This window comes from Bradyrhizobium jicamae (genome assembly GCF_001440395.1).
GTDB classification, from domain to species: Bacteria; Pseudomonadota; Alphaproteobacteria; order Rhizobiales; family Xanthobacteraceae; genus Bradyrhizobium; species Bradyrhizobium jicamae.
The window spans coordinates 1-23,472 of sequence record NZ_LLXZ01000102.1 but is presented as its reverse complement, the minus strand read 5'-3'; the positions used below and the strand labels follow the sequence as shown (position 1 = coordinate 23,472).

Below are 23,472 nucleotides of genomic sequence, written 5' to 3'. Positions count from 1 at the left end.
GCAATCGCTCGACTTGCGTCGCGCGTTCGCACGTAGCCACCCGGCATCAACGCAAGCGGTATCCACCGCGGCGCAAAGCCGGTCTCACAGTGTCTTGGTTCGGACGAAAAGCCTTGCGGCAAGACGGCCGGACTGCGACTGAAGCGCGCGTCCGGTCCCCGTCAGGGGAATCAGCTTTTAGGGCTGAACCGGAGCGTTGGAGCGGGAATCGAACCCGCGACCCGATGAGTAACAATCATCTGCTCTAACCAAACTGAGCTATCCTTCGTTTGTGCTACAGACCGGAGTCGAACCGGCGACCTTCGGGGACATCCCGATGCTCTACCGCTGAGCTACTATCGCATCCTCGTTCGGCGGAACACGAAACCGGAAACCGGCCCGCGCCAGTCGGGATCACAACGAGCCCGAACCCATGGCCAAAGCAAGGGAGCGCGGAAATAAAGCAAGCAGCTTGAGATTGCAAGCCCCCGCGCAAGGTTTTTTCGGCAACGAGGTCGACTGTAGCGGCGCGAGCACAGCGTGGGGTGGGCAAAGGCGCGTTAGCGCCATGCCCACCATCCATCAACAGCGTTGCATTGAATGGTGGGCACGCTTCCGCCTCCGCTCGTTGAGCTACGACGGACAAGTCGCTTTGCCCACCCGATTATCTGCCGTCATGCGAAGATCGCGATCAATGCACAAGCGTGCCCATGCGTTCGGTTCGCACGATCGATGGAGCTCCGTCGATACTTGGCTTGCGTGAAAAATAGATAAGTCCGGCGCGACCAACGATGTTTTCGACCGGCACATAGCCGATCGCCGAAAGCACCCGGCTGTCAGTGGAATTGTCGCGGTTATCACCTAGTACAAAGACGTGGCCATTCGGAACGTCGTAAATTCTCGTGTTGTCGTAGAAGCCGTTGTCGACGCAATCGAGCGTCTCATAACTCACGCCATTCACCAGTGTTTCGCGCCAACGCTTGGTCCGATTGCCATAACCGATCCCGCACGCCTCATCGCCCGCGACATCGGGCAATCTCTGCCGTTGCGCCGGCACGCCGTTGATGTAGAGCAGTCCCTGCTGGATTTGAATGCGGTCGCCAGGCAATCCAACGACACGCTTGACGTAATCGACCGTGTCGTTTCTTGGCGCCCGGAAGATAACGACGTCGCCGCGCGCCGGCACCGAGCCGAATATGCGTCCTGAGAACAGACGCGGCGAAAGCGGCAGGGAATAGCGGCTGTAGCCATAGGCATACTTCGAGGCGAACAAACTATCGCCGTCCACCAACGTCGGCATCATCGAACGGGCGGGAATGTAAAACGGCTGGAACAGCAACGTTCGAAATATGATCGGGGAGAATAGCGGAATCGCCAAAGTCACGGCCACGACAATCAGCGCTATCCTGCCCCATCGCCGTGGAGATCGACTTACGTTCTGAACCAACGTCATGATTACCCAACCCTGATCGCCCACGACCAGGATAACCGAGATGGCGTCAAGCGCAATCCTGCGTTGATTGCAGGTGCGCAAGATGAGCAAAGGCGCGCTAGTGCCGTGCCCGCCATCCATCAACAGCATTGCATTGAGTGGTGGGCACGCTTCCGCCTTCGCTCGTTGAGCTACGGCGGACAAGTCGCTTTGCCCACCCTACGGAATCTTCGCTCGCAATGACGAGCTGTTCGACGATGATGTCCCTACTGCACCCTCGCCAGCACCGCGAGGCGGCGGATGCCCTTGTTCTTGTAGGCGTCGAGGAAGGCGTAGTAGTCCTTGAACGAGACGCAGCCGTTGGATTGTCCGCTCGGCCCGAGCATGTAGGTGTGGGCGAGCAATCCGTCGCGGTTGAAGATCTTGTCCTGGCCGCCGATCGGCGTCAGCCGCAGCGCCGGCACGCCGTGAAACAGCGCTTCGCGCGGCTTCAGTTCGTAGATGTGCGGCGGCGTCACGCCCTGCATCCGCACATTCGCATAGCGAATGTCGTCCATCTTGGAGCCCAATCCGGAATGGGCCTCCAGCCTTGTGCCATCGGGCAGATACACGGTCTTGGCGGCGATATCGTAAACTGCGGTCTGACGATCATAGGGTGGCGAACCACCGAGCATCGGGTTCTGGCTTCGCGTGTCGATGATGCTGCCGGTGACGCTGGCGTCAGCGGAGGCATAGGCCAACAGCGAGTTCGACGGCTGCTTGCCCCACAGCTTCTCGACCATGTTCGATCTGTCGCTCGTGCCGATCGACATGACCGCCGCCTTGGCGCGCTGCGCCATGTCGCGAAGGGAGTTGCCGGATGCTTTCGCAGGCTCCTGCGGCGCCGGGGCCGGGACATTGAGCGCAAGCTGGGTCGCCGGGGCCGCAACCTTCGGCTTCGGCGTTTCCGCGCGCTTGGGCGCCTCGACGGCCTTTGGCGATTCAGCCGGCGGCGAGGCCGCCGCCAGTTTCGTTGTTTCGACGGGCCTGGCCTCGCCAGCGCGCGAAGGCTCGCCCTGCGCCGCTGCGGCCGCGAATCTTTCGCTGAACATCAGCGATGACGCGACGTTCTCCGGTGCGGGCATCACCAGCGGGCGCTGCTCCAGCGACGCGAAGATTTCGTTGAAGGCCGGCTGCACCGGGCGGGCGGCGATCGTGGTCGAGTTGTTGACGGCGGGCGCCTCGAAGGCGGCGCTGGTCACGGATGGATAGATGCTGGCGGCGATCACGTTGGTGTAAACGGTCCAGCCGCAGCCCAGCACGAGGCCCGCGACCGCGACACCACCGAGAAAATATTGGGGAATGCCCTTGCGGGAGGATTTCCTGCGGTTGTGCACCGCAGGGCTGTACGCACGCTTACGCTTACTCATTCACACAACGCCCAGAACAACACTTCCACCAAGTCCCCCGTTTGATGCCGCGTCCGGATTAAGTCCCCGGCAGCATCTCGCAGAGGCACAGAGCGTCATTAAGGCGAATTTTAGTTAAATCAGGATTAAACGCGGGCGGAACTAAGGCGGTTGCAAATATATGGAACTATTGGGAAAAATGCCTTCCGATCGACGCGAAAATTAGTCCGGATTAGCTGAGATCAGGGACATCCGACGTAAATTCACGACGGATGTCCCATATTGGGCCAAGTTCGGCCTCAATCCTTGAACGGGTCGAATTCATTCTCCCCGGCCATGGCGACGGCAAACGGACGCAGCGTGTGCTGCACCCGGACCGAGCCGGAATGTTCGGCGATCACCTCCGGCAGTCGGCGATAGGCCATCGGGCTTTCGTCGAGGTCCGCACCGACCAGGGTGACGCCACGCGACTGCAGCCAGGCGTCCATCTCGGCCCGCGTGAACCGCCGCTTGGCCTCCTTGCGGCCAAACAAACGGCCTGCACCGTGCACCGTCGAATAGAGCGAAGCCTTCGCCTCCTCGCTGTCGACGCCCTCGACGATGACGGCATCGTCGCCCATCGATCCACCGATGAAGCCACGCTGACCGGGAAATGCCGGTGTTGCGCCCTTGCGCACCACCCACAGATCCTTGCCGCCATGGTTCTCCCGCCACGCATAATTGTGGTGGTTGTGAACCATGTCGGTGACCTCGCCGCCGATGATCTTGCGCACGCGCTCGACCACCCATTCGCGACCGGCATAGGAGTAGCGCCCGGCGAGCTGCATCGCCGCGATGTAGCGCCGTCCGATCTCGCTGTCCTCATCGATCACGGCCGGCGGCACGTTCATGCCGTCCTTGCCACCCGCAGCCTTCAGGTAGCGGGTCGCGCTGGTGTGGCCGAGGCCGCGGCTGCCGAAGTGCACGCCGATCCAGACAAAGCCCTGCTCGTCGCGCAGCAGGTCGACATAGTGATTGCCCGATCCGACGGTGCCGAGCTGCGACACCGCTTTCTGCCGGTAAGCGTCCATGTCGGATTCACGCCACGCGTCGGCATCGTCGAACAGTTCATGCTCGACGCGCTCGTCATTGGTGCGCCCGACGCCGAACGAAATCACGTTGTGCACGTCCTTGATGATCGTGCCGACGTTGCTCTCGATCTGGCTGAACGGCGTGTCGAGGCGCACGGCCATGTTGCCGCAACCGATGTCGAAGCCGACACCGGAGATGCTGATCTGCTTCTCATAGGCAATCACGCCGCCGACCGGCTGCGCATAGCCGAGATGGCCGTCCGCACAGATCACACCGGCGACCGCATTGCCGACCGACATGCAATTGCGCATCTGCGCGATCGTGGCGTCGTCGTGCGTGCCGAAGATCTTGAGCGGGCTGTTCTGATACTGCGCGGCCTGCGGCCTGAGCGCGATATCGGAAGCAACGGCCTCCGCGTCCCGCGCAAGCTTCTCCTTGCGCGCGGCGTCGCGAAACAGGCACCAGGTCGGCATCGGCCGCTGGCCGGGCCGATCGATCTTGGCATCTGGGTCGAGCCCGGCCTCGACAGCCAGGGCCCGGGCGCGCTCCTGGTAGGGATCGGATCGCATCTCACTCTCCTTCACTGCACTATATCGTTCCGAAAGCCGTTCAGGACTCCGGAATGACCTGCGTCAGTCGCGACGCAGGCCGGTTGGGTTTGCAGGCAGGGAGGAATTACAAGGTCGAGCTTGCCAAAAATGGCTTACCGCGGATCTTCCCTGCCTCGACGGCAGGGGGAGACCCGCTGCCGCGTTACGCTGGTAGTCTTTCCTGGAGGTACGATTCACAAATCGAATACACGCCAAGGACGCACGTCAAAGCGCGACCGCGCCGGACGACCGGCTGGCCTGCATAATTTGACGAGTTGGTGTCTATACGAAGCATCGTGTTTCCATGGATCGCGGAAGCGGGCGATCACATACATCAATTTCAGGATTTGTAAATAGCACTCACAACGTCCGCGCGTCGCGGATGCCAGGTCGTCGACTCGCAAGCGCGAAGCCACAGCCGGATTGAGGCGAGCTGGACCATGGCGAGGAAGTTGGTGGCGAGCTTGTCGTAGCGGCCGCACGTGAAAGCTGGAAGCCCATGAGGAACTTTTCGCAACTATTCAACCAGGCGCTTGGCCGCGTCGATGAAGCGAGCACTACAATCCCGGTGACCTCGCCGCCCAAGCCTTGGTGGCCTGGCAGCTTTCCATCGCTCGGGCGTAGGCAGGGCGTGCCGTCGTCCTGGCGAGATAGTCCCGCTCGGTAGACCCGGGGACGTAGTTGCCAGTTCGCAGGCCGAGCAGGAGGGCGTAGCTCACCGAGATATCGGCAGCCGTGAATCGGTCGCCGGCGAGATAGGGGTAATTCGCGAGGCGGCGGATAACCAACCCCAGCCGGCTCTCAAAGGTCTCGAGTGCCCAGCAGGTAACCCGGGCATTTCGCTCGGCTTCGGGCGCCAGTTGGCGACCGACAAGAACGGCGTTCATCGGCCCGGCGAGCCCGGCCTCGCCTAAGTGGAGAAATTGCAGATAGGAGGCGAAGGCGGGATCGTCCGGGGCGACGGCAAGCGAACCTGAGCCGTGGCGGGCGAGCAGGTATTCAAGGATCGCGATCGATTCGACCATGATCGTCTCGCCGTCCTGCAGTGCGGGAATGAAGCCGGCGGGGTTGATCGCGAGGAAATCGCGATCCTTCTCGGGTGCGAACAGATCGACCGGGTGCAGCCGATAAGCCAATCCTAATTCCTCAAGCAGCCAAACAACACGGAAGCCACGACCTTCGCCATAGACGGTGAGCATAGTTAAGTATTCCTGGATTGGACTAGATGTACGAACTCGCAGAGGTAAGCCAATCGCGCAACGGACTATCGATGGCGCATAATCGGTTCACGACCTAGTAGCTCAATCGCGGATACCAGTCCTTGCCGCGCCCTTCGGGCGTGGTGTCGAGGATAGTCCACAGCGGATCGATGTCAGGCGCGCCGCGCGGGTCCTGGCCGGGATCGGCGGTCGATGGTCCCATCTCGCCGGACCAGAAATGACGAATACTGCCGTCGCGGCGTGTGAACACGTTGTAGCCGGGCGCATCGGCATCCGCGGCGCTGACATAGTCGCGCGTGTAATCGCCCGACATATCCGAATAGATCCGGTGCCGCGTCCAGCCGCGCGCCCTCTTCGCCTCGATCAATCGCGCGATCGGCGAGCGCGCCACGAACACGAACGCGACGCGCTGCTCGACATCGGGCAGCTTTGCTTCCCAGGTGCTCATGAAGGAGGTGCACATCGGGCATGGTTGCTCGCGCTGCGGTCCGAACATGTAGCTGTAGATCACGAGCGTCTGCTTGTTGCCGAACAGGTCGGACAAGGTCGCCTTGCCGCCCTCGCCTTCGAACGCGTAATTCTTCGTCACGGCGCCGCCCGGCGGCAGCGCGCGACGCAATTCGGCAACGCGCTCGATGCGGCGGCGCAGCTCGATCTCCTCTGCCAGCAATTGCTCGCGGGCGCGACGATACTCCGCGCTCTCGTTGGGGAAGCGCACGCCGTTTCCACGTGCGAGTTCGGCGGAAGACTTAAGGGCGGAACCAGACATGGCAGGACCTCGGGTTGGATTGAACCCCTACAAGACGTTTTGCCGTCCATCGGACCGACATCGGCGAGCAAAAAATCGGTGCCGAACCACTCGGTTTCGGGCTGATTTCGAGCCGATTTTGCGATGTTTCTCGGGATCGCGGCGTCTTGCGAACCTTCTCCGCCGAACGCAGACATATTAACGCCGGTCATTGGCTTTGCACTCTTGTGCGGCGCGTGATACGGTACCGTATCACGCAACCCGCTATATGCGCAAGAATACCCCGAAGGGGAAGCTGCCATGACCGCACCGGCACGCGTCGGAGTGATCGCTTTTGCAGGCGTCCTGCTGTTCGCCAGCCCTGCGGCTGCGCAGCCGGCGCAATCAGGTTGCACGTCCGCACCGACGGCCCAGGGCACGCAGACGCTCCGTTGCGGCGCTGCAATCACCATCGTCGCCGAGAGCGGTGCCAAGTTCGAACTCAGGGATCGCAACCGCGACGGCCAGGTCGATTCCGTCGAGTTGAGTAACAAGGCGTTGCTGCTCGAGGTGCCGAAGAGGCCGCGGCGCACGAAATTCGACGTAGTGACGCCGCAGGCCATCGCCGCGGTGCGCGGCACCAGATGGGCGGTGGACGCCGAGGGCGCAAAGACATCGGTGTTCGTCGTCGACGGCCGCGTCAGCGTCGCCCGTCCCAAGGGCCGCGCCAGCGTCGTGCTCGGCCCCGGTGAGGGCGTGGACGTCGAGGCATCGGGCGAACTGACCGTCAAGCGCTGGGCGCCTGCGCGCGTCGCGGCGCTGATGTCGAGATTGGGACAATAGAAGCCGAGCCGATGAACCATCGACGTCTTCATATTCTGGTCGCGTTGCTCTGCACAGGATTATGGGCAGGCGCGATCTGGCTCGGCCATTCGAGCGGCCATCTGCGGTTTCTCGACCGGCTGGAGTCGGCGTTGACCGATGTTCGCACGCTGGTGCGCGGCGTAAAGGCGCCGCCGGATGTCGTCACGATCGTCGCGATCGACGACACCATCGTCAAGCTCGGCGGCACCTATCCCCTGCCCCGCACGGAGCTGGCCAGGATCGTCGAGGCGATCGCGCGGCTGGAGCCGAAGGTCATTGCCGTCGATCTGCTGCTGCTCGACAAGGGTCCTGCCGATGGCGACGCGGCGCTCGCGCAATCGTTCGCAGCGCGCCCGACCGTGCTGGCGGCGGCGGCGATATTTCCGAACGTCGTTCAGTCTTCGACGGAGAACGATGGCCCGCTGGCCCACCTGCCGAAAGCCGACCGCTTCCTGCTGCCGCTACCGGCATTTGCCGATCGCGCGGAAGTCGGCATCGCCAACGTGGCGACGGGCCAGACCGGCACGCCGCTGTCGGTCCCGATGCTGTTCCGGACGCGCGACAAGATCGAATTGTCGTTTCCGCTGCGGGTCGCCTCCATCGCGATCGGCGAGAGGCTGACGATCGAGCCCGACCGCCTCACATTCGGCGATCGGCCGATCGCGACTGCTTCCGACTATGCGCTGCCGATTTCCTATTACGGCCCCCGCCACACCATTCGTACCATTAGCGCCGCCAATGTGATCGACGGCCAGATCGACAGGCAAGCCATCCAGGGCCGGATCGTCGTCATCGGCGCGACCGCGACCGGCGCCGGCGACTTCTTTCCGACGCCGTTCGATTCACTGATGCCGGGCGTCGAAATCATTTCCACCGCGATCACGCATCTGGTCGCAGGAGACGGCCTCGTGCGCGACCGGACGGTTCGGATCGCCGAGGCCGCGACGACGGTGCTGCTGCCGCTGCTGCTGATAGGTCTCCTGGCCTGGCGGCGAAACGCAATCGGCCTAGTGGCGGTCAGCGCGATGTTGCTGGCATGGGCGGCTGCCAACGCGATTGCTTTCGCGCACGGCATATGGCTGGACGCTGCGACGACCATCGCCGCGGCAGCGCCGCCGCTGATGCTGTTCGGCGCCGTTCAACTATGGTCGGGCCGGCGCAGCGCCCAGCGCCTCGCCGCGCAAAACAGACTGCTCGAACAATTCCACACGCCGGGCCTGCAGCAATGGCTGCGACGCGATCCCGACTTCCTGCTGGCGCCGGTCAGGCAGGACGCCGCCGTCGTGTTCGTCGATCTCTCCGGATTTACCTCGCTCAGCGAGACGCTCGACCCGGATGTAACGAGAAGCTTGCTGAAGGAATTTCACGCGCTGGTCGACAAGGAAGTGACGCGGTGCGGCGGCATGATCACGAGCTTCCTCGGCGACGGCGCCATGATCCTGTTCGGCCTGCCGGAGGCGGTGGTGGATGACGCTGCGCGCGCCGGGCAATGTTCGATTGCGCTCTGCGTCAAGACCGAACGCTGGATCGCGGCGCTGCCGCCGGCAATCGCCCATCGGATCGGCTTCAAGATCGGCGCGCATTTCGGGCCGATCGTCGCCTCCCGGCTCGGCGGCCGCAACCATCAGCACATCACCGCGACCGGCGACACCGTGAACGTGGCAAGCCGTCTGATGGAAGTGGCGGCCCGCCATGATGTCCGGCTGGCGCTCAGCGACACGCTGCGCGTTGCTGCCGAACGCACCGGCGCGCGGCTGAAGACCGGCAGCCTTGCCGGTCCCGTCGAGGCGCAGATTCGCGGCAGGTCCGGCTCGCTCGCCGTCTGGCTATGGCAGAGCGAACATTCCGCCATGGATCAACGCAGGCATCCCGACGCCGCCGAGTGACCGGCCGCCCTATTGCAATTCCGGCGGCGGCGTGCGGTCGAACACCCCGCTCTTCGGCCCGCGCAGGAGATGGAGCGCATAGGTCTCGATCAGAAGCGGCCCACGCTTGCGCTCGACGTCGCCGACCTTCTCGACGCTGGCGAACTTGTCCGTCAGCGGCGGATCCCCCGGCCAGATCTCGCGGACAAGGAGCAGCGGGCCGGCGAGTTGCGCCGCATCGGGCTCGGGCATGTTGACCCAGCGGATGCGCTGGTTCTGCTGCGCCACACAGGTGCCCTTCGGCAGATGGAAGGCGAGCCAGCCGGTGGTGCCATAATCCAACGCCAGCACGCATTTGGCTCCCGTCCGCGCCCTCACCGCCTCGATGGCATCGGCCGTCTCGCGCCAGCCGACGGCGACGCTACGCACGGTGGCGTCGCGGCGATAGCCCGACAGCATGCCGGTGTCGGCCTGCACGACCAGCAGCACGAACATCAGGACGCCGCCCGGCACCGCCCAGCGCCGGCAGAAATCGACCACGCGCTGCCAGCGCGGCTGCCATTCGACGAGGTGCGCGGCGACGGCGGCGGCGACGACAAATGCCGGATAGACCGGCGCAAACCAGTTAGCCTCGACGCGCGCATGCAGCGAATGCCAGACGAAATAGGCGACGATGATCCAGAACATCGTATTGACCAGCGCGCGCGCCGGATGCGCGCCGGCGCGGCGGCGGAAAAGCGCATAAAGCCCCATCGCGCCGAGCATCCACACCAGCGGCGTCGCGAACGCGATCTGCGTCGGGATCAGTTCGGCGATGTAGACGGGACGAAAATCCGCGATCCTCGCCCGCCCCATCTGCTTGATGAAGGACACCCAATGGTGCTCGGCGTTCCAGAGAACGACCGGTGCAAACATCAGGAGCGCCACGAGCCCGCCGAGATAAAGCCAGGGCGAGATCAGCCAGGGCCGCAATTTGGGAACGGCGATCAGCCAGATCAGGATCGCAGGTCCGAAGAACAGCGCGGTGTATTTCGACAGCAGCGCGCAGCCGGCGGCGGCGCCGACCGCGAGCCACCACACGCCACGCCCGGTCTGCAGCACCTTGGCGAGCGCAAACAGCAGCAGACTGGAAGCCACCAGCAGCGGCGCGTCCGGCGTCACGATCATGGTGCCGACCGCGGCCATCAGCGTGACGTTCAGCAGGATCGCCGACGAGGCCGCGACGCGCCGGCTGCCGAACAGGATGGCGGCGGCCTGGTAGATCGCCCAGCTCATCGGCAGCGCCAGGAGGATCGAGACCAGCCGCACGCCGAACTCGGTATCGCCTGCGATCAGGGTGCCGAGCCGGATCACCACGGCGACCATCGGCGGATGATCGTAATAGCCGCCGGCCAGATGCTTGGACCACATCCAGTAATAGGCTTCGTCGAAGGTGATCGGCGTGAACGCCGCCGCGATCAGGCGCAATGCCACCAGCGCCAGGATCGCAAGGCCGGTGTTGAGGGCAACCCGCGCCTCGTTCGCGGTCATCTTCCGATCATCGCTTGCGCCAGACGAACAGTCCGGACATCGCGTAATTCCAGACCACGCCCATCAGCGCGCCGGCAAGCCCCGCAAGCCACCAGATCGGTTCCTGGTCGAAGACCGCGAACGCGACGCCGACATTGGCGAGCAGCCCGACGCCGCAAACCAGATAGAACAGCAACAGGCCGCGCAGGATGGCAAACCCCTTCAGCCGCTGGTCGCGATAGGTGAGGAAATTGTTCAGGATGAAATTGCTGGTCATGGCGACCAGCGCGCCGGCGGCCTGCGCCTCCGCAAACGGCTCCTTGAAGATTTCGAGCGCGACGAACAGCGTCGCGAGATGCACGACAAGGCCGGTGCCCCCGACCATCGCGAACAAGATGAAGCGCAGCGACACAACGTCGTGCGTCAGCTTCGCCAGCACCAGACCGAGGAAGTCCAGCGCCACCATGGAATCGAGCTTGCTCTCGCCGTGCTGGCGCGAACCGAACGTGTAGGGAACTTCAATTGTGCGCAGCTTGCCTTGCGCGGTCGCGATGATGTCGAGCAGGATCTTGAAGCCCTGGGTCGAGAGCTGCGGCGCCAGTTGCTCGAAGCGGTCGCGGCGGATCATGAAGAAACCGCTCATGGGATCGGCAATCTCGACCTTCAGCGTGCGCTTGGCGACCTCGGTCGCAAGCTGACTGGCCCCTGCCCGCTGCTTGTTGAAACTGTCGGCGCTGCCGCCCTCGATGTAGCGGCTGCCGACCACGAGTTCCGCCTCGCCGCTCCGCAGCAGCGCAACCATCTTCGGCAGTTGCGTTTCGTCATGCTGCAAATCGGCGTCGATCACGGCCGCATAGGGCGCGCTCGAGGCCAAAATGCCCTCGATGCAGGCGCCGGACAGGCCGCGCCGCCCGATCCGGCGGATGCAGCGCACGCGGGAATCCTTCCGCGCCAGGGCCCGCACCACTTCCCAGGTCCCGTCGGGGGAATTGTCGTCAACAAAGACCACTTCCCAGGCCATGCCGGCCAGCGTGGCTTCCAGCCGCCTGTACAGCACGGTGACGTTGTCGCGTTCGTTGAAGGTCGGAACAACGACCGAAAGCTCAGGCAAACCGGCCTGCAGCGGCGACTCGGGGGGCGGTTTGATGGCTTGATTCATGGCCGCCAGCGTATATCCGCAGCCGCCCGACATGCCAAGGCGGGGGTTCCGGAACAGTCATTCAGTAGGGGAAAACGGCCTTAAAAAAGCGCCTAAAATGCCAACGACCACGAACAGAGGGCGCGCGTACATCCGGCGCAGCCAAACTATTCATGGTCGTCCCAGCGCCGGAGCCTTTGAAGCATCAACGTCGCCGTTAGACGCGATATGGGAACGCCGCTGGCGTTTCGCAAGGGGCCGATCCTAATTCGGCACTTCCCGAATCACCTGCCCGCGCGGTGCTGGCCCGGGAACCGGCTGCACCTGCACCGGCACCGGTTGCTGGATACTGGCCGGCTTGGCGGGCTTTCCGAACTGGCCGATCGGCCCATAGGCAACCGCGACTACCATCACGATCGAAGCGACGATGGCTCCTAAAAGACCCGCGACGGACTGCGAATTCATAGTCAACCATCCCCTGCCTGATTAGAAACAGATATCATGGAACAAGCGTTAGGAGAAATAGGCCCTCGGTGGCGGCCAGCGAGAAAACCGGCCGCGCTTCAAAATCTCACCACGCGAGTGCCGCGTAACTGACAAGCAAGAACCGCGATTAGATCGCAAACATGGCAGAGTCTCGACCTTTGATTTGACAGGGAATAGGGGATGAAGATGTCGAATACAGATCAGGGCAAACCGGCCGGGAAATCCGGACGGCGCAACCGGAAGGGAGAGCGGGGCAAGAAGGCCGCTGCCCAGGCGAGCCCGACCGCGAGCCCGGCGCCGGTTGAACTGCAAAGCCCGGATCAGGATCTTCAGCTGCAGCCGGAGCCGGTTCACGCGGAGAGCCCGAAGGTGGATCAGCCAGCGGCCGACACTCCAGTCGAAACCGTCGCCGTGGCGCCTGAGTTGCAGCCGATTGCGGCGCCCTCACCCGCCGAGCCCGCGCCGGCCGAACCCTCGCCAGCCGAGGCCGCGCCGGTCCAGTCCGCGTCGATCCCGTCCGAGCCGGTCAAGTCTGCGGCGGAGCCCGCGCCGGTCAGCCTGCAGACCATCGCCAACGCCTATCGCGACTACACCCGGAAATCGCTCGAGGAGTTCGGGTCCTTTGTCGAGCAGCTCAGCACCGTTCGCTCGCTCGACAAGGCGATGACGGTTCAAAGCGAATTCGTGAAGCGGGCTTACGAGAACTCCGTGGCCGAATCGCAGAGGATCTGCGAACTCCACAGCAAGCTCGCCAAGCAGACCTTCCAGCCATTTCAGGGCTTCGTAGGCAAGGCGCCGGAAACGCGCGGCAAGTCGTAACGACGTCCGGCGAAACTGATTGGTGCAGTTGGGAATCAAAAAGGCTCCGGTGCTCCGGGGCCTTTTTCGTCTGACTCCGCCTGGAAACTGGCCAATCGGAGCCTATTTGGCTAACATCGGCCGGAACCTCCCGCCTCTCTTCCGAAGAGTCTCTCCGTGAGCAAGCCAGCGAAATCGACCGCGAAAAACAGCGGCAGCATCTTTATCGGCATCGGCGGCTGGACCTTTGAGCCGTGGCGCGGGGTGTTTTATCCCGAGAAGCTCGCGCAGGCGAAGGAGCTGTCCTATGCCGCGTCGAAACTGACCTCGATCGAGATCAACGGCACCTATTACGGCTCGCAGAAGCCGGAGAGTTTTCGCAAATGGGCGCGCGAGGTGCCTGATGGCTTCGTGTTCTCATTGAAGGGACCGCGCTTCGCGACCAACCGTCGTGTGCTGGCGGAAGCCGGCGATTCCGTAAAACGCTTCTACGATTCCGGCGTGATGGAGCTGGGCGACCGGCTCGGCCCGGTGCTGTGGCAATTCGCGCCGACCAAAAGATTCGACGGCGCTGATTTCGGCAAGTTCCTCGAACTCCTGCCGCGCAAGCTCGAGGGACGCGCGCTGCGACACGTGGTCGAGGTGCGGCATGACAGTTTCTGCGTGCCGGAATTCGTCGCCTTGCTGCGCGAGTTCGAAACGCCGGTTGTGTTCGCCGAGCATGGCAAATATCCCGCGATTGCCGATGTCGTCAGCGACTTCGTTTATGCGCGGCTGCAGAAGGGCAATGACGAGCTCAAGACGTGTTATCCGCCGAAGCAGCTCGACGCCTGGGCCAAGCGGTTCCAGGCCTGGGCCACAGGCGGCGAACCGGACGATCTGCCGCGGGTCGACAAGACCGCCAAGCCTGCGAAGGCGCCGCGCGACGTGTTTGCCTACGTGATCCACGAGGGCAAGGTGCGCGCGCCGGCGGGCGCCATGGAGTTGATCGAGCGGGTGAAGTAGTCCCGCGTCAATCGAGCTTGATGCCGGCTTCGCGGATCAGCCTGGTCCAGCTCTCGTATTCCGAGGCGACGAAGGCGTCGACCTTGTCGTCCGCAAGGTCCCACACTTCGCCGCCGCTCTTCTCGAAGCGGTCCTTGAGTTCGGGCAGCGAGGCGCGGATTTCCCGGCGCAGTTTTGCGATCACGTCCGGCGGGGTTTTCGCCGGCGCGAAGATCCCGAGCCAGGAATCGACATCGAGGCCGGATACGCCGGCTTCCGACATCGTCGGCACGTCGGGCGCCAGCGGGCTGCGCTTCGACGACAGCAGCGCAATGCCCTTCGCCTGGCCCGACTGAACGTAAGGCAGCCCGGCGGCGTTCGAATCGAAAAACAGGTCGATGCGGCCCGCCAGCAGATCGGTGAAGGCCGGCGGCGAACCCTTGTAGGGTATTTCCTGAAATTTCACGCCCGCGGCTTTCATGAAGGCGGCCGCCACCAGCTGCTGGCCGGTGCCGACGCCGGCCGTCGCCACCGTGATCGAGCCTGGGTTGGCCTTGGCGGCAGCGACGATGTCGGCCAGCTTGCCGTGCGGCAGGTCCTTGCGGCCGACCATGACGTAGCCGAACTTGTAGATCAGGGCGACCGGCACGAAATCCTTGCGCGGATCGTAGGCGAGCTTGGAATACAGCGCCGAATTGAACGCCATGTTGGAGAGCCCGCCGACAACAAGCGTGTAGCCGTCCGGCTCGCTCTGGCTGGCGGCCTGCGTGCCAACCACGGTGCCGGCGCCCGGCTTGTTCTCAACGACGAAGGCCTGCCCCATCCGCTTCGACAGCGCGTCGGCGAGTTGCCGCCCGACCAGATCGTAGCTGCCGCCGGGACCGATCGGGACGATGATCTTCACCGCACGGTCGGGATAGCCGCCCTGTGCGTGCGCTGTGGCAATGCCCAATCCGAGGAATGCGAGCATCCACGTCAACGAGCGGCAAATTCGGTTCATCGTGTCCCCCTGTAGCAATTGGCCATCGACTGGCTCTTGCCGCAACTATGAGGCATGCCGTCCCCATGGGCAACGCGGATGTAGCCATCGATCGGCCATTACCGTAGCCTTGCGCCAGCGACATAATGTCTGGATCGATATGGCCCGCAGGACCAAACGCCTTTTCACCATCGGCTATGAGCAGACCCCGGCGAAGGCGGTGCTCGACGAGCTGGAGGCCGCAGGCGTCAAGCTGCTGGTGGACGTGCGCGCAGTCGCGGCATCGCGGCGGCCGGGCTTTTCCAAGAATCAGCTTGCTGCCGGTCTCGACGAGCGCGGCATTTCCTATCTGCACCTGAAGGGACTGGGCACGCCGAAGTCGGGCCGCGAGGCGGCGCGCAGCGGCAAATTCGGTCTGTTGCACAAAATCTATTCGGCGCATCTCAAGACGGTGCAAGCGAAGGAGGAGCTCGACGAGTTGTCGGCGCTGGTGAAGCAATCGGGGCCGGTGTGCATTCTCTGCTACGAGCGTGATCATACCCATTGTCACCGGCAATGGATCGCCGAGATCATCGAGGACCGCGACGGCGTGAAGGTCGAGAACCTGGTCGCGCCGCAGGTGTGAAGCCGTAGCCCGGATGAGCGGAGCGACATCCGGGTCCGGTCTTCGAGTTGTCCCGGATGTCGCTTCGCTCATCCGGGCTACGAAGCTCACTCCGCGCCCTTTAGCTCGAACGTTCCTTCCATCATCTTCACGCTGCTGCCGCCGACGTGAATGGATGCAATCGCGCCGTTCTGCTTTCGGACGCGGGTCAGCAACAGGCTCGGCCGGCCCATGTCGACGCCCTGCCCGATCCGCAATTTCAATTCGCCATCCCTGATGTCGTCGAGATCCGCGAGCAGCGCCGCGGCAGCCGCCGTCGCGCTGCCGGTCGCCGGATCTTCGGACAGCCCGCTGGCGCCGGGATGGAACATCCGCGCCTGCAAGTCGAGCGGCTTTTCGCCCGATGGCACGTCGCGCGTATAGAAGTAGACGGCGTCGCTGCCATCACACGGGAAGGTTTTCGCGAACGTTGCAGCATCGGGCCTGGCGCGCCGCAGCGCCTCGCGCGAGGCGAGTTCGACCGCGATGAACGACAGTCCGACTGAGATGACCTGCGGCGGATGCCGGTCGGTTCTCACGTCGCTCGCCGACAGTGTAAGCAGAGCCGCTGCCTGCTCGGCACTGACCTGCGACATCCGCTTCAACAGCTGCGGCGCGGTGAATTCGGTGCTGACGACCTTGCCCTGCTCGGTCACGACCTCGACCGGCACGAGGCCGGCCTTTTCTTCGAACAACAGCCGCGCGGGCGGCTTTTCCGCCAGCGTCGCCAGCACGAAGGCGGTGCCGACATTGGGATGACCGGCGAACGGGATCTCCCGGTTCACCGTGAAGATGCGAACCTCGGCGTCATGGTCGGACTCGCGCGGCGGCAGCACGAACGTCGTCTCCGAATAATTGAACTCCCTGGCGATGGCCTGCATCTGTCCGGTCGACAGCCCGCCGGCATCGAGCACCACGCCCAGCGGATTGCCGCCGAAAGCGCGATCGGTGAAAACGTCCACAGTGATGTAACGGCGCTGCATATGCTGCTCCTGATTCTCAATTACGTGGGGCATAAACCGTGACGACGATTTCAAGCCCGGCATCGGCGATCGCCGACACGGTCTCCTTCGAGATAGCAAATTCGGACGAATGCGGTTCAACGCCTGCCAGGATGCCGATGTTGAGACTTCGCAACTCGCACTGTTCCCAAATCGTCCTCGCTTCGGACGACAACGAATTGACCAACTCAACGAGCTTTGCGGTGGTCTCCTCAAGCGATAAGTAGGACTCATTCAACTCTACAGACGCAGTTTGTGCAGTTTGGTTCAACACGATCACGGAAGACGCCATGGCGTCGAGGAGCGTCTCCAACCCATCTTGCACACGAATGTCGAGATCGACATTGAGAAATTGGGTAACCGATCTATCCTTGGATGACATGCGAAATTCCTGAGCGCTCGGCCCCTATCCCAATCGCCACACGGCCATCGGCCGCTCATAGCCCCTGACCTCGACCTCGCCGAGCGAAATGGCATCGCCGCACGCTTCGCCCAGCGCATCGCGGACGGCTTCCGAGATCAGGAACTGCGAGTTGAAATCCTTGTTGAGCGCCTCCAACCGCGAGGCGAAGTTCACGGTGTCGCCGATCACGGTGTATTCCTTGCGGCGCGGCGAGCCGATATTGCCGGCGACGACTTCGCCGAGGTGAATGCCGATGCCGATCCGCAGCGGCCAGCTCGTGGCTTCATTGACCCGCTCGTTTGCTTCGAGCATCTCGCGCGCCGCGGCGACCGCGCGGTGCGCCGGGTCCGGCGCTTCGAGCGGCGCGCCGAACAGCGCCAGAAATCCGTCGCCGAGAAACTTGTTCACGATGCCGCCGTGGCGATCGAGGATGTCGACCAGGATGGCAAAGGCGCCGTCGAGACGCTCCACCACCTCCTGCGGCGAGCGGCTGCGCGCGCCGGCGGTGAAGCTGCGGAAATCGACGAACATGACGGCGACGCGGCGGATGTCGCTGCCGGTGCCGACGCCCTCGGCCATCAGGCGCTCGACCACCTGCGGGGAGACGTGCTGGCCGAACAGGTTGGTGATGCGGTCGCGCGCGGTCGCCGCCATGATGCTCTTTTCGAACTGCCGCCGCAACTGGTGCCCGACTGCGCCTGCGAGCACGCCGCCAATCAGGAGAATCAGGCTACGCGCGGCGTGATAGAAGACGTTTACGTCCTGACCGGGATCCGGATGATAGAATATCGCCATCGCAAGCAGCTGCGTCGCGGCGACGAAGCCGGTGAATGTGGAGAGCCAGAAGTCCAGCCGCAGCGTGGAGAGGATAATGAAGATGAAATAGGTCAGCGGGACCACGAAGCCGAGCGCGGCCACCGATCCCATGCTGTTGATATGCAGCGCCAGCGCAGCCGTTGGCATCGAGGTTTCGATCAGCGCGCCGAGGTAGCGCCGAAACAAGGGCAGATCACGGCCCTCTCGCATGTGCCGGCTGATCGCCCCGTGCACCCAGAGCTCGAACAGGATGAACGGGACCATCACCGAATAGAGATAGTGCGGCTTGAGATTGCCGTGCCAGACCTGGCTCACCTTCTCGGGCGCGAGGAAATAGACGGTCCAGAGAATCACTGACAATGCCAAGGTCGTTCCAATCAGCGCCTTGATGCGGAGCAGCTCGGTCGCCATCACTTCCCGCGTCAACGCGCGCTGGAAGTCGGCCGATACTCCGGCGTCTTCGTCACTCTTTCTCTTGCCCCAGAACCCAAGCATAATGGCCTCTTGTCATTCCGGGGCACGCGCAGCGTGAACCCGGAATCTCGAGATTCCGGGCTCGCCTCTTCGAGGCGCCCCGGAATGACTGCAAAAAATATAACCTCAATCCAGCGTACGACGGAAGCGTGTCACGGCGATCGTCATCGCCACCAGCATCAGTACAATCAGTGCAATCGTGTCGTACTGCAGGTTGGAAGGCGCCGCGCCCTTCAGCATGATGGCGCGGACGATGCGGATGTAATGCGTCAGCGGCAGTGCCTCGCCGAGATACTGCGCCCACACCGGCATGCCTGCGAACGGAAACATGAATCCGGACAGGAGAATGCTGGGCAGGAAGAACATCATCGACATCTGCATCGCCTGCAACTGGTTCTGCACGATGGTGGAGAAGGTGTAGCCGATCGACAGATTGGTGGTGATGAACAGCGTCGTCAGCGCAGCCAGCAGCACCACGCTGCCGAGGATCGGTACCCCGAACAAGAGGACCCCGATGCTGACGATCAGCGTGGCCTGGACGAAGCCGACGATAACGTAAGGGATGATCTTGCCGAACATCACCTCCACCGGCCTGATCGGCATCGACAGCAGGCTCTCCATCGTGCCGCGCTCGATCTCGCGCGTCACCGACAGCGCGGTGAAGATCAGCATGGTCATGGTCAGGATGGTGCCGACCAGGCCCGGCACGATATTGAGCCGCGACTCGGCCGCCGGGTTATAGCGGGCATGCGCCCTGATCTCGAACGGCATCTCGGACGGATCGCCGATGTGGAGGTCATGCGCCAGCGCAGTCTGCACGAGGGCACCGAGGGAGCCGAGCGCAGAGCCGGCCGCGACCGGATCGGTCGCGTCGGCGGCGACCAGCAGCGCCGGACGGTCGCCGCGCCGCACCGCACGCTCGAAGCCACGCGGGATCTCGACCCCGAACAGCACCTTGCCGGACTGCAGGAGATCGTCGAACTCTGCGACGCTGTGCACTTCGCGGGTGAAGCGGAAATAGCTGGTGTTCTCCATCGCCTTCAGCACCGAGCGTGCCAGGTCGCTATCCTCCTGGACCAGCACCGCCGTCGGCAAGTGCCGCGGCGTGGTGTTGATGGCATAGCCGAACAGTAGCAGTTGCATCACCGGGATCATCACGATCATCGCGAACGAAACGCGGTCGCGGCGGAGCTGGATGAATTCCTTGACCAGCATCGCATAGTTGCGGCGCCAGAAGCCGAAACGCGGCTCCGGCACCTCGCGATTCTGGCCGGCAACGTCGGTCGCACTCATTGGAAATTGTCCTTTGAGCGGGTCATGAGATCGATGAACACGTCTTCCAGCGACGGCTCAGAGTCCTCCCAGCGCCATCCCTTCCTGTCGCGATAAGGCGCAATCGTCGCTTCGAGCGCGGCCTTGTCGCGCCCGGAGACGTGCAGGCTAGTGCCGAACGGCGCCACCATGTCGACGCCCGGCTTGCCGGTGAGTTCTGCAGCAAGTCCGTTGAGATCGTCGCCGGAAACCGTCCAGGTCGACAGCGCCGATTTCGCGATCACCTCGTCCACCGTGCCGTGCGCCAGCAGATGGCCGTAGGCGATGTAGGCGATCTCATGACAGCGCTCGGCTTCGTCCATGTAATGGGTCGAGACCAACACCGTCAGGCCTTCGGCGGCGAGCGCGTGGATCTCGTTCCAGAAATCGCGCCGCGCCTTGGGATCGACGCCGGCGGTCGGCTCGTCCAAGAGCAGCAATTGCGGATTGGGCAGCGTGCAGGCACCAAGCGCCAGCCGCTGCTTCCAGCCGCCGGATAGCTCGCCGGCAAGCTGCTCCTCGCGGCCGTTCAGGCCGATGCGCTGGATCATGTCGCGTGCGGCGCCGCGCGCGTCGCGCAGGCCGTAGAGCCGCGCGACGAATTCTAGGTTCTCGCGTACCGAGAGATCCTGATACAGGCTGAAGCGCTGCGTCATGTAGCCGACCAGGCGCTTGATCTTGTCGGCGTCGCGGCGGATGTCGTAGCCGAGGCAGGTGCCCTCGCCGGCATCCGGCGTCAACAGCCCACACAGCATGCGGATGGTGGTGGTCTTGCCGGAACCGTTCGGCCCGAGAAAGCCGTAGATCGAGCCGCGCTTCACCTGCATCGAGAGATCATGCACGACCTCGCGGCCACCGAACGATTTGGAAAGACCCTCGACGTTGATGGCGATATCAGGCGCCGATGTCGAAACCGAATTCATCGCTTTTCCGCCACCGGTGTCCGGGGATTGAGGAATACGCTGATCGGCTGGCCGACACGCAGCACGTCGGGCCGGCTCGGCCGCGCCTGGATCAAATAGACCAGCTTGTTGCGCTCATCGAGGCTGTAGATCACCGGCGGGGTGTATTCCGCCGTCGTCGCGATGAAGTAGATTTTTGCGGTGAGATCGGCTGCGCAATTGTCGCAGGTCACCTTCACCTCGTCGCCGATCGCAAGTTTCGGCAACTCCGTCTCCGGTACGAAGAAGCGCACCTTCATGTTGCCGGGCGGCATGATCGACAGCACCGGCCGCTGCGCCTGCACCATCTCGCCTTCGCGGAAATAGATCTGCTGGATGGTGCCGCCGACCGGCGCAAACCCGCTGCGCCGCGCCAGCCGGGTCTGCGAGGTGTTGACGCGAGCTTCCGCGACACGCAACGCGGAGATCGCGGAGTCGAGGGTGGCCTGCGTGCCCGAGCCGGTCTTGCTCAGCGACGCGGCACGGTCATAGCTCTGCTGTGCATTGGCGAGCGTCGCCTTGTTCTGATTGAGGTCGGCCTGCTGCAAATCGTCGTCGACGGAATAGAGGGCGTCGCCGGGCTTGACCTGGTCACCCTCGCGCACATTGAGCTTTGTGACACGGCCGCTTTCGTCGGGGCTGACGAAGATCATGTCGGCTTCGACCCAGCCCTGAAAGCCCGGATCCCTGCGCTCCTTGCAGCCTGAGACCACGGCGGCCAGTGCCACCGCGACCAGGATCGTTATCGTTCGCGACGAAGTCATGCTGTTTTCCGTTCGCCAAAAATCAGATCGAGATGCACCCGGAACATTTCGAGGGCATCCAGTGGCGCGTGCTTGCTGAAGAGGCTCTGCCAGATCACGGCGATCAGCGCCGGCGCCACCATGATTTGCGGAAATCGCGCCAGGTTCTTGTGCTGGATCTCGCCGCGCGCGATGCCGAGTTCGATCAGCGCGCGCATGCCGGTGAGGCCTCGCGACACCACTTCGCGGTAATAGAAGTCGGCGACCTCAGGGAATCGCGGCCCTTCGGCGACGATCAGGCGCACGAGGTCGCCGCGCCGCGTGGTCGCCACCTCCTCGATGAAGGTCTTGGCAAACCCCTCCACCATGTCGCGGACCGACGCCCCGGGCTGCGGTGGGGTGCCCCAGAGGCGGCTGATCAACGGAACGATGGCGGTGCGGATCAATTCCTCGAACATCGATTCCTTGTCCTTGAAGTGCAGGTAGATCGTGCCCTTGGCGACGCCGGCGCGCTTGGCGATGTCGTCGAGCCGCGTCGCCGCAAACCCGCGCGCAATGAACTCGTCCATCGCCGCCTCGATGATGGCCCCGCGCCGTTCGGCGGCGCGTTCGGCGCGGTTGGAAGGCGGCGGCGGTTTCGAGGACGCCGATACCCTCGCCCCGGCGCGGCGGTTGGCCGGCTTCGGGGGCGATTTCCTGGCGGTTTTGGTGGCTTCATTTGTCATGCCCCATTTATGACTGACTGGTCAGTCATTGTCAATTTTGGATATGGAAACGGGCTTTCACATGGGCGTGACCGAGGTCCGGAGATCCCGCCGGTCGCGCTTACCGTTTTGATGGATTTTGCGCCCTGCCAAGGGGGCGTCATATGCCGCGTGTGTGGGATGTCCGGTAAGGCTGCGGTCCATCCACGTCATTGCGAGCGCAGCGAAGCAATCCATCCTTCAGCGCATGCGGGACGATGGATTGCTTCGTCGCTTTCGCGCCTCGCAATGACGTGAAATGCCGAAGCCCCCACCAACCGTCATCCTCCGCGAAAGCGGGGGGTCCAGTACGCTGCGGCTTCTCGATTCAATCACAGCTGTCTCCGGGATACTAGATCACCAGTCGAGAGGCTGCCGCCCCTGAAAGAATCCCGGTGAACCGCATGGCCAAGATTCTGCTGGCGCTCGCCCTCGCCGCTCTAACGAGCGAAGCGTCGGCTCGTCAAAGAGGTTCTACGTTCTTCCGGGAAAGAGCATCGGTACCTCCGCGACCGACAGCGCCGGGACGGTCACGAACTACGATTCCCGAGGCAAGGTGATTAGCCGCGAGTCCACGACCAGCAGCGGCACGACGACCGTTTACGACGCGAGCGGGCGGGTTCTGGGCAGGCGACAGTGACGACCTCAATGCTTGTCTTCGGGATAAACATCTTCGCGGTGAATTTCGAGGCCTGATTGGTCAAGCACCGAAATCACAAGACCCGGTTGATTGTTGAAGTGACGCTGCCGAAGCCGGGCGGCGAGGTCCCTGCTATGCTGGATGGCTTCATCGTCCGACGCGAACCTCTCTTTAAACTGGGCAAGGTCCGAAGCGTCCCATTTCACGTCGAAGTAGAATGTTTTTAGCAAAGAAGGCTCTCCGATCTCATCAAACCGCGCCGAGATGCGGAGACCAACGTGACGGACTTGCGAGTTATGACTCAGGCGGTCGTCACCATCTGTTTGTCGGCCTCTCAATCTTAGTGCCACTTTTTCCCGTTCGGAAGATGCGCTTGCGCATAGGCGGGGGGCTGGGACCGCAGTAGACATCGGCACTTGGTCGACCACCTCGTTAGCGGCGATTTCTGAATCGTGAAGTGAGACGGGCTCGGCGGCGGGATGCGGCAGCTTCTGCCGACCACGCGACGAAATTACTGCTTCGCCCCTGCGGCGACGGCGGTCGCCATGTACTTCGAATAGAATTCAGCGACCCGCGCGCGCCACATGCCGACGAATGCCTCCGATGTCACCTTGTCCACCGATTTCCACGCCTTCTTGAGGGCCGGAAGGGTGTTGCCCCAGATCGCGCGTTTTGCACCACTTCTCGCCCTTCTCCCTGCCTTCGCTGGTGGCGCACATGGATTTCC

At 63.3% G+C, this 23,472-nt stretch carries 22 protein-coding genes, 2 tRNA genes and 1 pseudogene; 5 read left to right on the top strand and 20 right to left on the bottom strand.

Annotation, left to right across the window (positions count from 1 at the left end; translation table 11 throughout):
* Positions 1–197: 197 nt before the first annotated feature.
* From CQ12_RS16005 to CQ12_RS15975, 7 genes are all read right to left on the bottom strand, one after another.
* A tRNA-Asn gene (locus CQ12_RS16005) sits at positions 198–264 on the bottom strand.
* Positions 265–272: 8 nt separating this feature from the next.
* A tRNA-Thr gene (locus tag CQ12_RS16000) sits at positions 273–342 on the bottom strand.
* A 328-nt stretch (positions 343–670) separates the two neighbouring features.
* A complete protein-coding gene (gene lepB / locus CQ12_RS15995) occupies positions 671–1,432 on the bottom strand; it encodes a signal peptidase I (protein ID WP_057836427.1) in 762 nt (253 codons plus the stop codon).
* Positions 1,433–1,677: 245 nt separating this feature from the next.
* Positions 1,678–2,820, bottom strand: coding sequence for a DUF2778 domain-containing protein (locus CQ12_RS15990; RefSeq protein WP_083519309.1), 1,143 nt, complete (start codon positions 2,818–2,820; stop codon positions 1,678–1,680).
* A 278-nt stretch (positions 2,821–3,098) separates the two neighbouring features.
* The gene (locus tag CQ12_RS15985; protein ID WP_057836260.1) at positions 3,099–4,439 is read right to left on the bottom strand and encodes an RtcB family protein; all 1,341 of its coding nucleotides are present in this window, start codon (positions 4,437–4,439) and stop codon (positions 3,099–3,101) included.
* A gap of 578 nt (positions 4,440–5,017) precedes the next feature.
* Complete coding sequence (locus CQ12_RS15980) at positions 5,018–5,659, bottom strand: glutathione S-transferase family protein (RefSeq protein ID WP_057836259.1); 642 nt, start codon at positions 5,657–5,659, stop codon at positions 5,018–5,020.
* 94 nt (positions 5,660–5,753) lie between these two features.
* A complete protein-coding gene (locus tag CQ12_RS15975) occupies positions 5,754–6,449 on the bottom strand; it encodes a DUF899 family protein (RefSeq protein ID WP_057836258.1) in 696 nt (231 codons plus the stop codon).
* 279 nt (positions 6,450–6,728) lie between these two features.
* On the opposite strand from CQ12_RS15975, the gene CQ12_RS15970 reads away from it, so the two are divergent.
* Positions 6,729–7,250 (top strand): FecR domain-containing protein, encoded by a 522-nt coding sequence (locus CQ12_RS15970; RefSeq protein WP_057836257.1) that lies wholly within the window; start codon positions 6,729–6,731, stop codon positions 7,248–7,250.
* 11 nt (positions 7,251–7,261) lie between these two features.
* Positions 7,262–9,157 carry a CHASE2 domain-containing protein gene (locus CQ12_RS15965; protein ID WP_057836256.1) on the top strand — a complete coding sequence of 632 codons (1,896 nt, stop codon included), beginning with the start codon at positions 7,262–7,264 and terminating at the stop codon, positions 9,155–9,157.
* A gap of 9 nt (positions 9,158–9,166) precedes the next feature.
* Here the strand turns inward: CQ12_RS15965 and CQ12_RS15960 are convergent, their stop codons facing one another.
* From CQ12_RS15960 to CQ12_RS15950, 3 genes are all read right to left on the bottom strand, one after another.
* Entirely contained in the window at positions 9,167–10,666 is a 1,500-nt protein-coding gene (locus CQ12_RS15960) for a glycosyltransferase family 39 protein (protein WP_057836255.1), read from the bottom strand.
* A 7-nt stretch (positions 10,667–10,673) separates the two neighbouring features.
* Positions 10,674–11,804, bottom strand: coding sequence for a glycosyltransferase (locus CQ12_RS15955; RefSeq protein WP_057836425.1), 1,131 nt, complete (start codon positions 11,802–11,804; stop codon positions 10,674–10,676).
* Between the two features lie 243 nt (positions 11,805–12,047).
* A complete protein-coding gene (locus CQ12_RS15950) occupies positions 12,048–12,248 on the bottom strand; it encodes a hypothetical protein (protein ID WP_057836254.1) in 201 nt (66 codons plus the stop codon).
* 207 nt (positions 12,249–12,455) lie between these two features.
* On the opposite strand from CQ12_RS15950, the gene CQ12_RS15945 reads away from it, so the two are divergent.
* Both CQ12_RS15945 and CQ12_RS15940 read left to right on the top strand, forming a co-directional pair.
* Entirely contained in the window at positions 12,456–13,088 is a 633-nt protein-coding gene (locus CQ12_RS15945) for a phasin family protein (protein WP_157088247.1), read from the top strand.
* 156 nt (positions 13,089–13,244) lie between these two features.
* Positions 13,245–14,072: a DUF72 domain-containing protein gene (locus CQ12_RS15940; RefSeq protein WP_057836252.1), complete on the top strand. Its 828-nt coding sequence runs from the start codon at positions 13,245–13,247 to the stop codon at positions 14,070–14,072.
* A 7-nt stretch (positions 14,073–14,079) separates the two neighbouring features.
* Here the strand turns inward: CQ12_RS15940 and CQ12_RS15935 are convergent, their stop codons facing one another.
* On the bottom strand, positions 14,080–15,051 hold the full coding sequence (locus CQ12_RS15935; RefSeq protein WP_063799749.1) for a Bug family tripartite tricarboxylate transporter substrate binding protein: 972 nt from the start codon (positions 15,049–15,051) through the stop codon (positions 14,080–14,082).
* A 139-nt stretch (positions 15,052–15,190) separates the two neighbouring features.
* Here CQ12_RS15935 and CQ12_RS15930 point away from each other — a divergent pair, with 139 nt between their 5' ends.
* The gene (locus tag CQ12_RS15930; RefSeq protein ID WP_057836250.1) at positions 15,191–15,655 is read left to right on the top strand and encodes a DUF488 domain-containing protein; all 465 of its coding nucleotides are present in this window, start codon (positions 15,191–15,193) and stop codon (positions 15,653–15,655) included.
* An 86-nt stretch (positions 15,656–15,741) separates the two neighbouring features.
* Here the strand turns inward: CQ12_RS15930 and CQ12_RS15925 are convergent, their stop codons facing one another.
* From CQ12_RS15925 to CQ12_RS42310, 9 genes and pseudogenes are all read right to left on the bottom strand, one after another.
* Positions 15,742–16,656: a PhzF family phenazine biosynthesis protein gene (locus tag CQ12_RS15925; RefSeq protein WP_057836249.1), complete on the bottom strand. Its 915-nt coding sequence runs from the start codon at positions 16,654–16,656 to the stop codon at positions 15,742–15,744.
* Positions 16,657–16,672: 16 nt separating this feature from the next.
* Positions 16,673–17,056: a hypothetical protein gene (locus CQ12_RS15920; RefSeq protein ID WP_057836248.1), complete on the bottom strand. Its 384-nt coding sequence runs from the start codon at positions 17,054–17,056 to the stop codon at positions 16,673–16,675.
* 24 nt (positions 17,057–17,080) lie between these two features.
* The gene (locus CQ12_RS15915) at positions 17,081–18,388 is read right to left on the bottom strand and encodes an adenylate/guanylate cyclase domain-containing protein (protein WP_057836247.1); all 1,308 of its coding nucleotides are present in this window, start codon (positions 18,386–18,388) and stop codon (positions 17,081–17,083) included.
* A 105-nt stretch (positions 18,389–18,493) separates the two neighbouring features.
* Positions 18,494–19,660, bottom strand: a complete 1,167-nt coding sequence (locus tag CQ12_RS15910; RefSeq protein WP_057836246.1) for an ABC transporter permease — start codon at positions 19,658–19,660, stop codon at positions 18,494–18,496.
* The gene (locus tag CQ12_RS15905) at positions 19,657–20,601 is read right to left on the bottom strand and encodes an ABC transporter ATP-binding protein (protein ID WP_057836245.1); all 945 of its coding nucleotides are present in this window, start codon (positions 20,599–20,601) and stop codon (positions 19,657–19,659) included. The genes CQ12_RS15910 and CQ12_RS15905 overlap by 4 nt, the downstream gene beginning before the upstream one ends.
* Positions 20,598–21,383 carry an HlyD family secretion protein gene (locus CQ12_RS15900; protein WP_057836244.1) on the bottom strand — a complete coding sequence of 262 codons (786 nt, stop codon included), beginning with the start codon at positions 21,381–21,383 and terminating at the stop codon, positions 20,598–20,600. Before CQ12_RS15900 ends, CQ12_RS15905 begins: the two co-directional genes overlap by 4 nt.
* Positions 21,380–22,087: a TetR/AcrR family transcriptional regulator gene (locus CQ12_RS15895; RefSeq protein ID WP_057836243.1), complete on the bottom strand. Its 708-nt coding sequence runs from the start codon at positions 22,085–22,087 to the stop codon at positions 21,380–21,382. The genes CQ12_RS15900 and CQ12_RS15895 overlap by 4 nt, the downstream gene beginning before the upstream one ends.
* 663 nt (positions 22,088–22,750) lie before the next feature.
* Positions 22,751–22,975 (bottom strand): hypothetical protein, encoded by a 225-nt coding sequence (locus CQ12_RS15890; protein ID WP_057836242.1) that lies wholly within the window; start codon positions 22,973–22,975, stop codon positions 22,751–22,753.
* 281 nt (positions 22,976–23,256) lie between these two features.
* Positions 23,257–23,472, bottom strand: a pseudogene (locus CQ12_RS42310) (hypothetical protein); the annotation flags it as partial.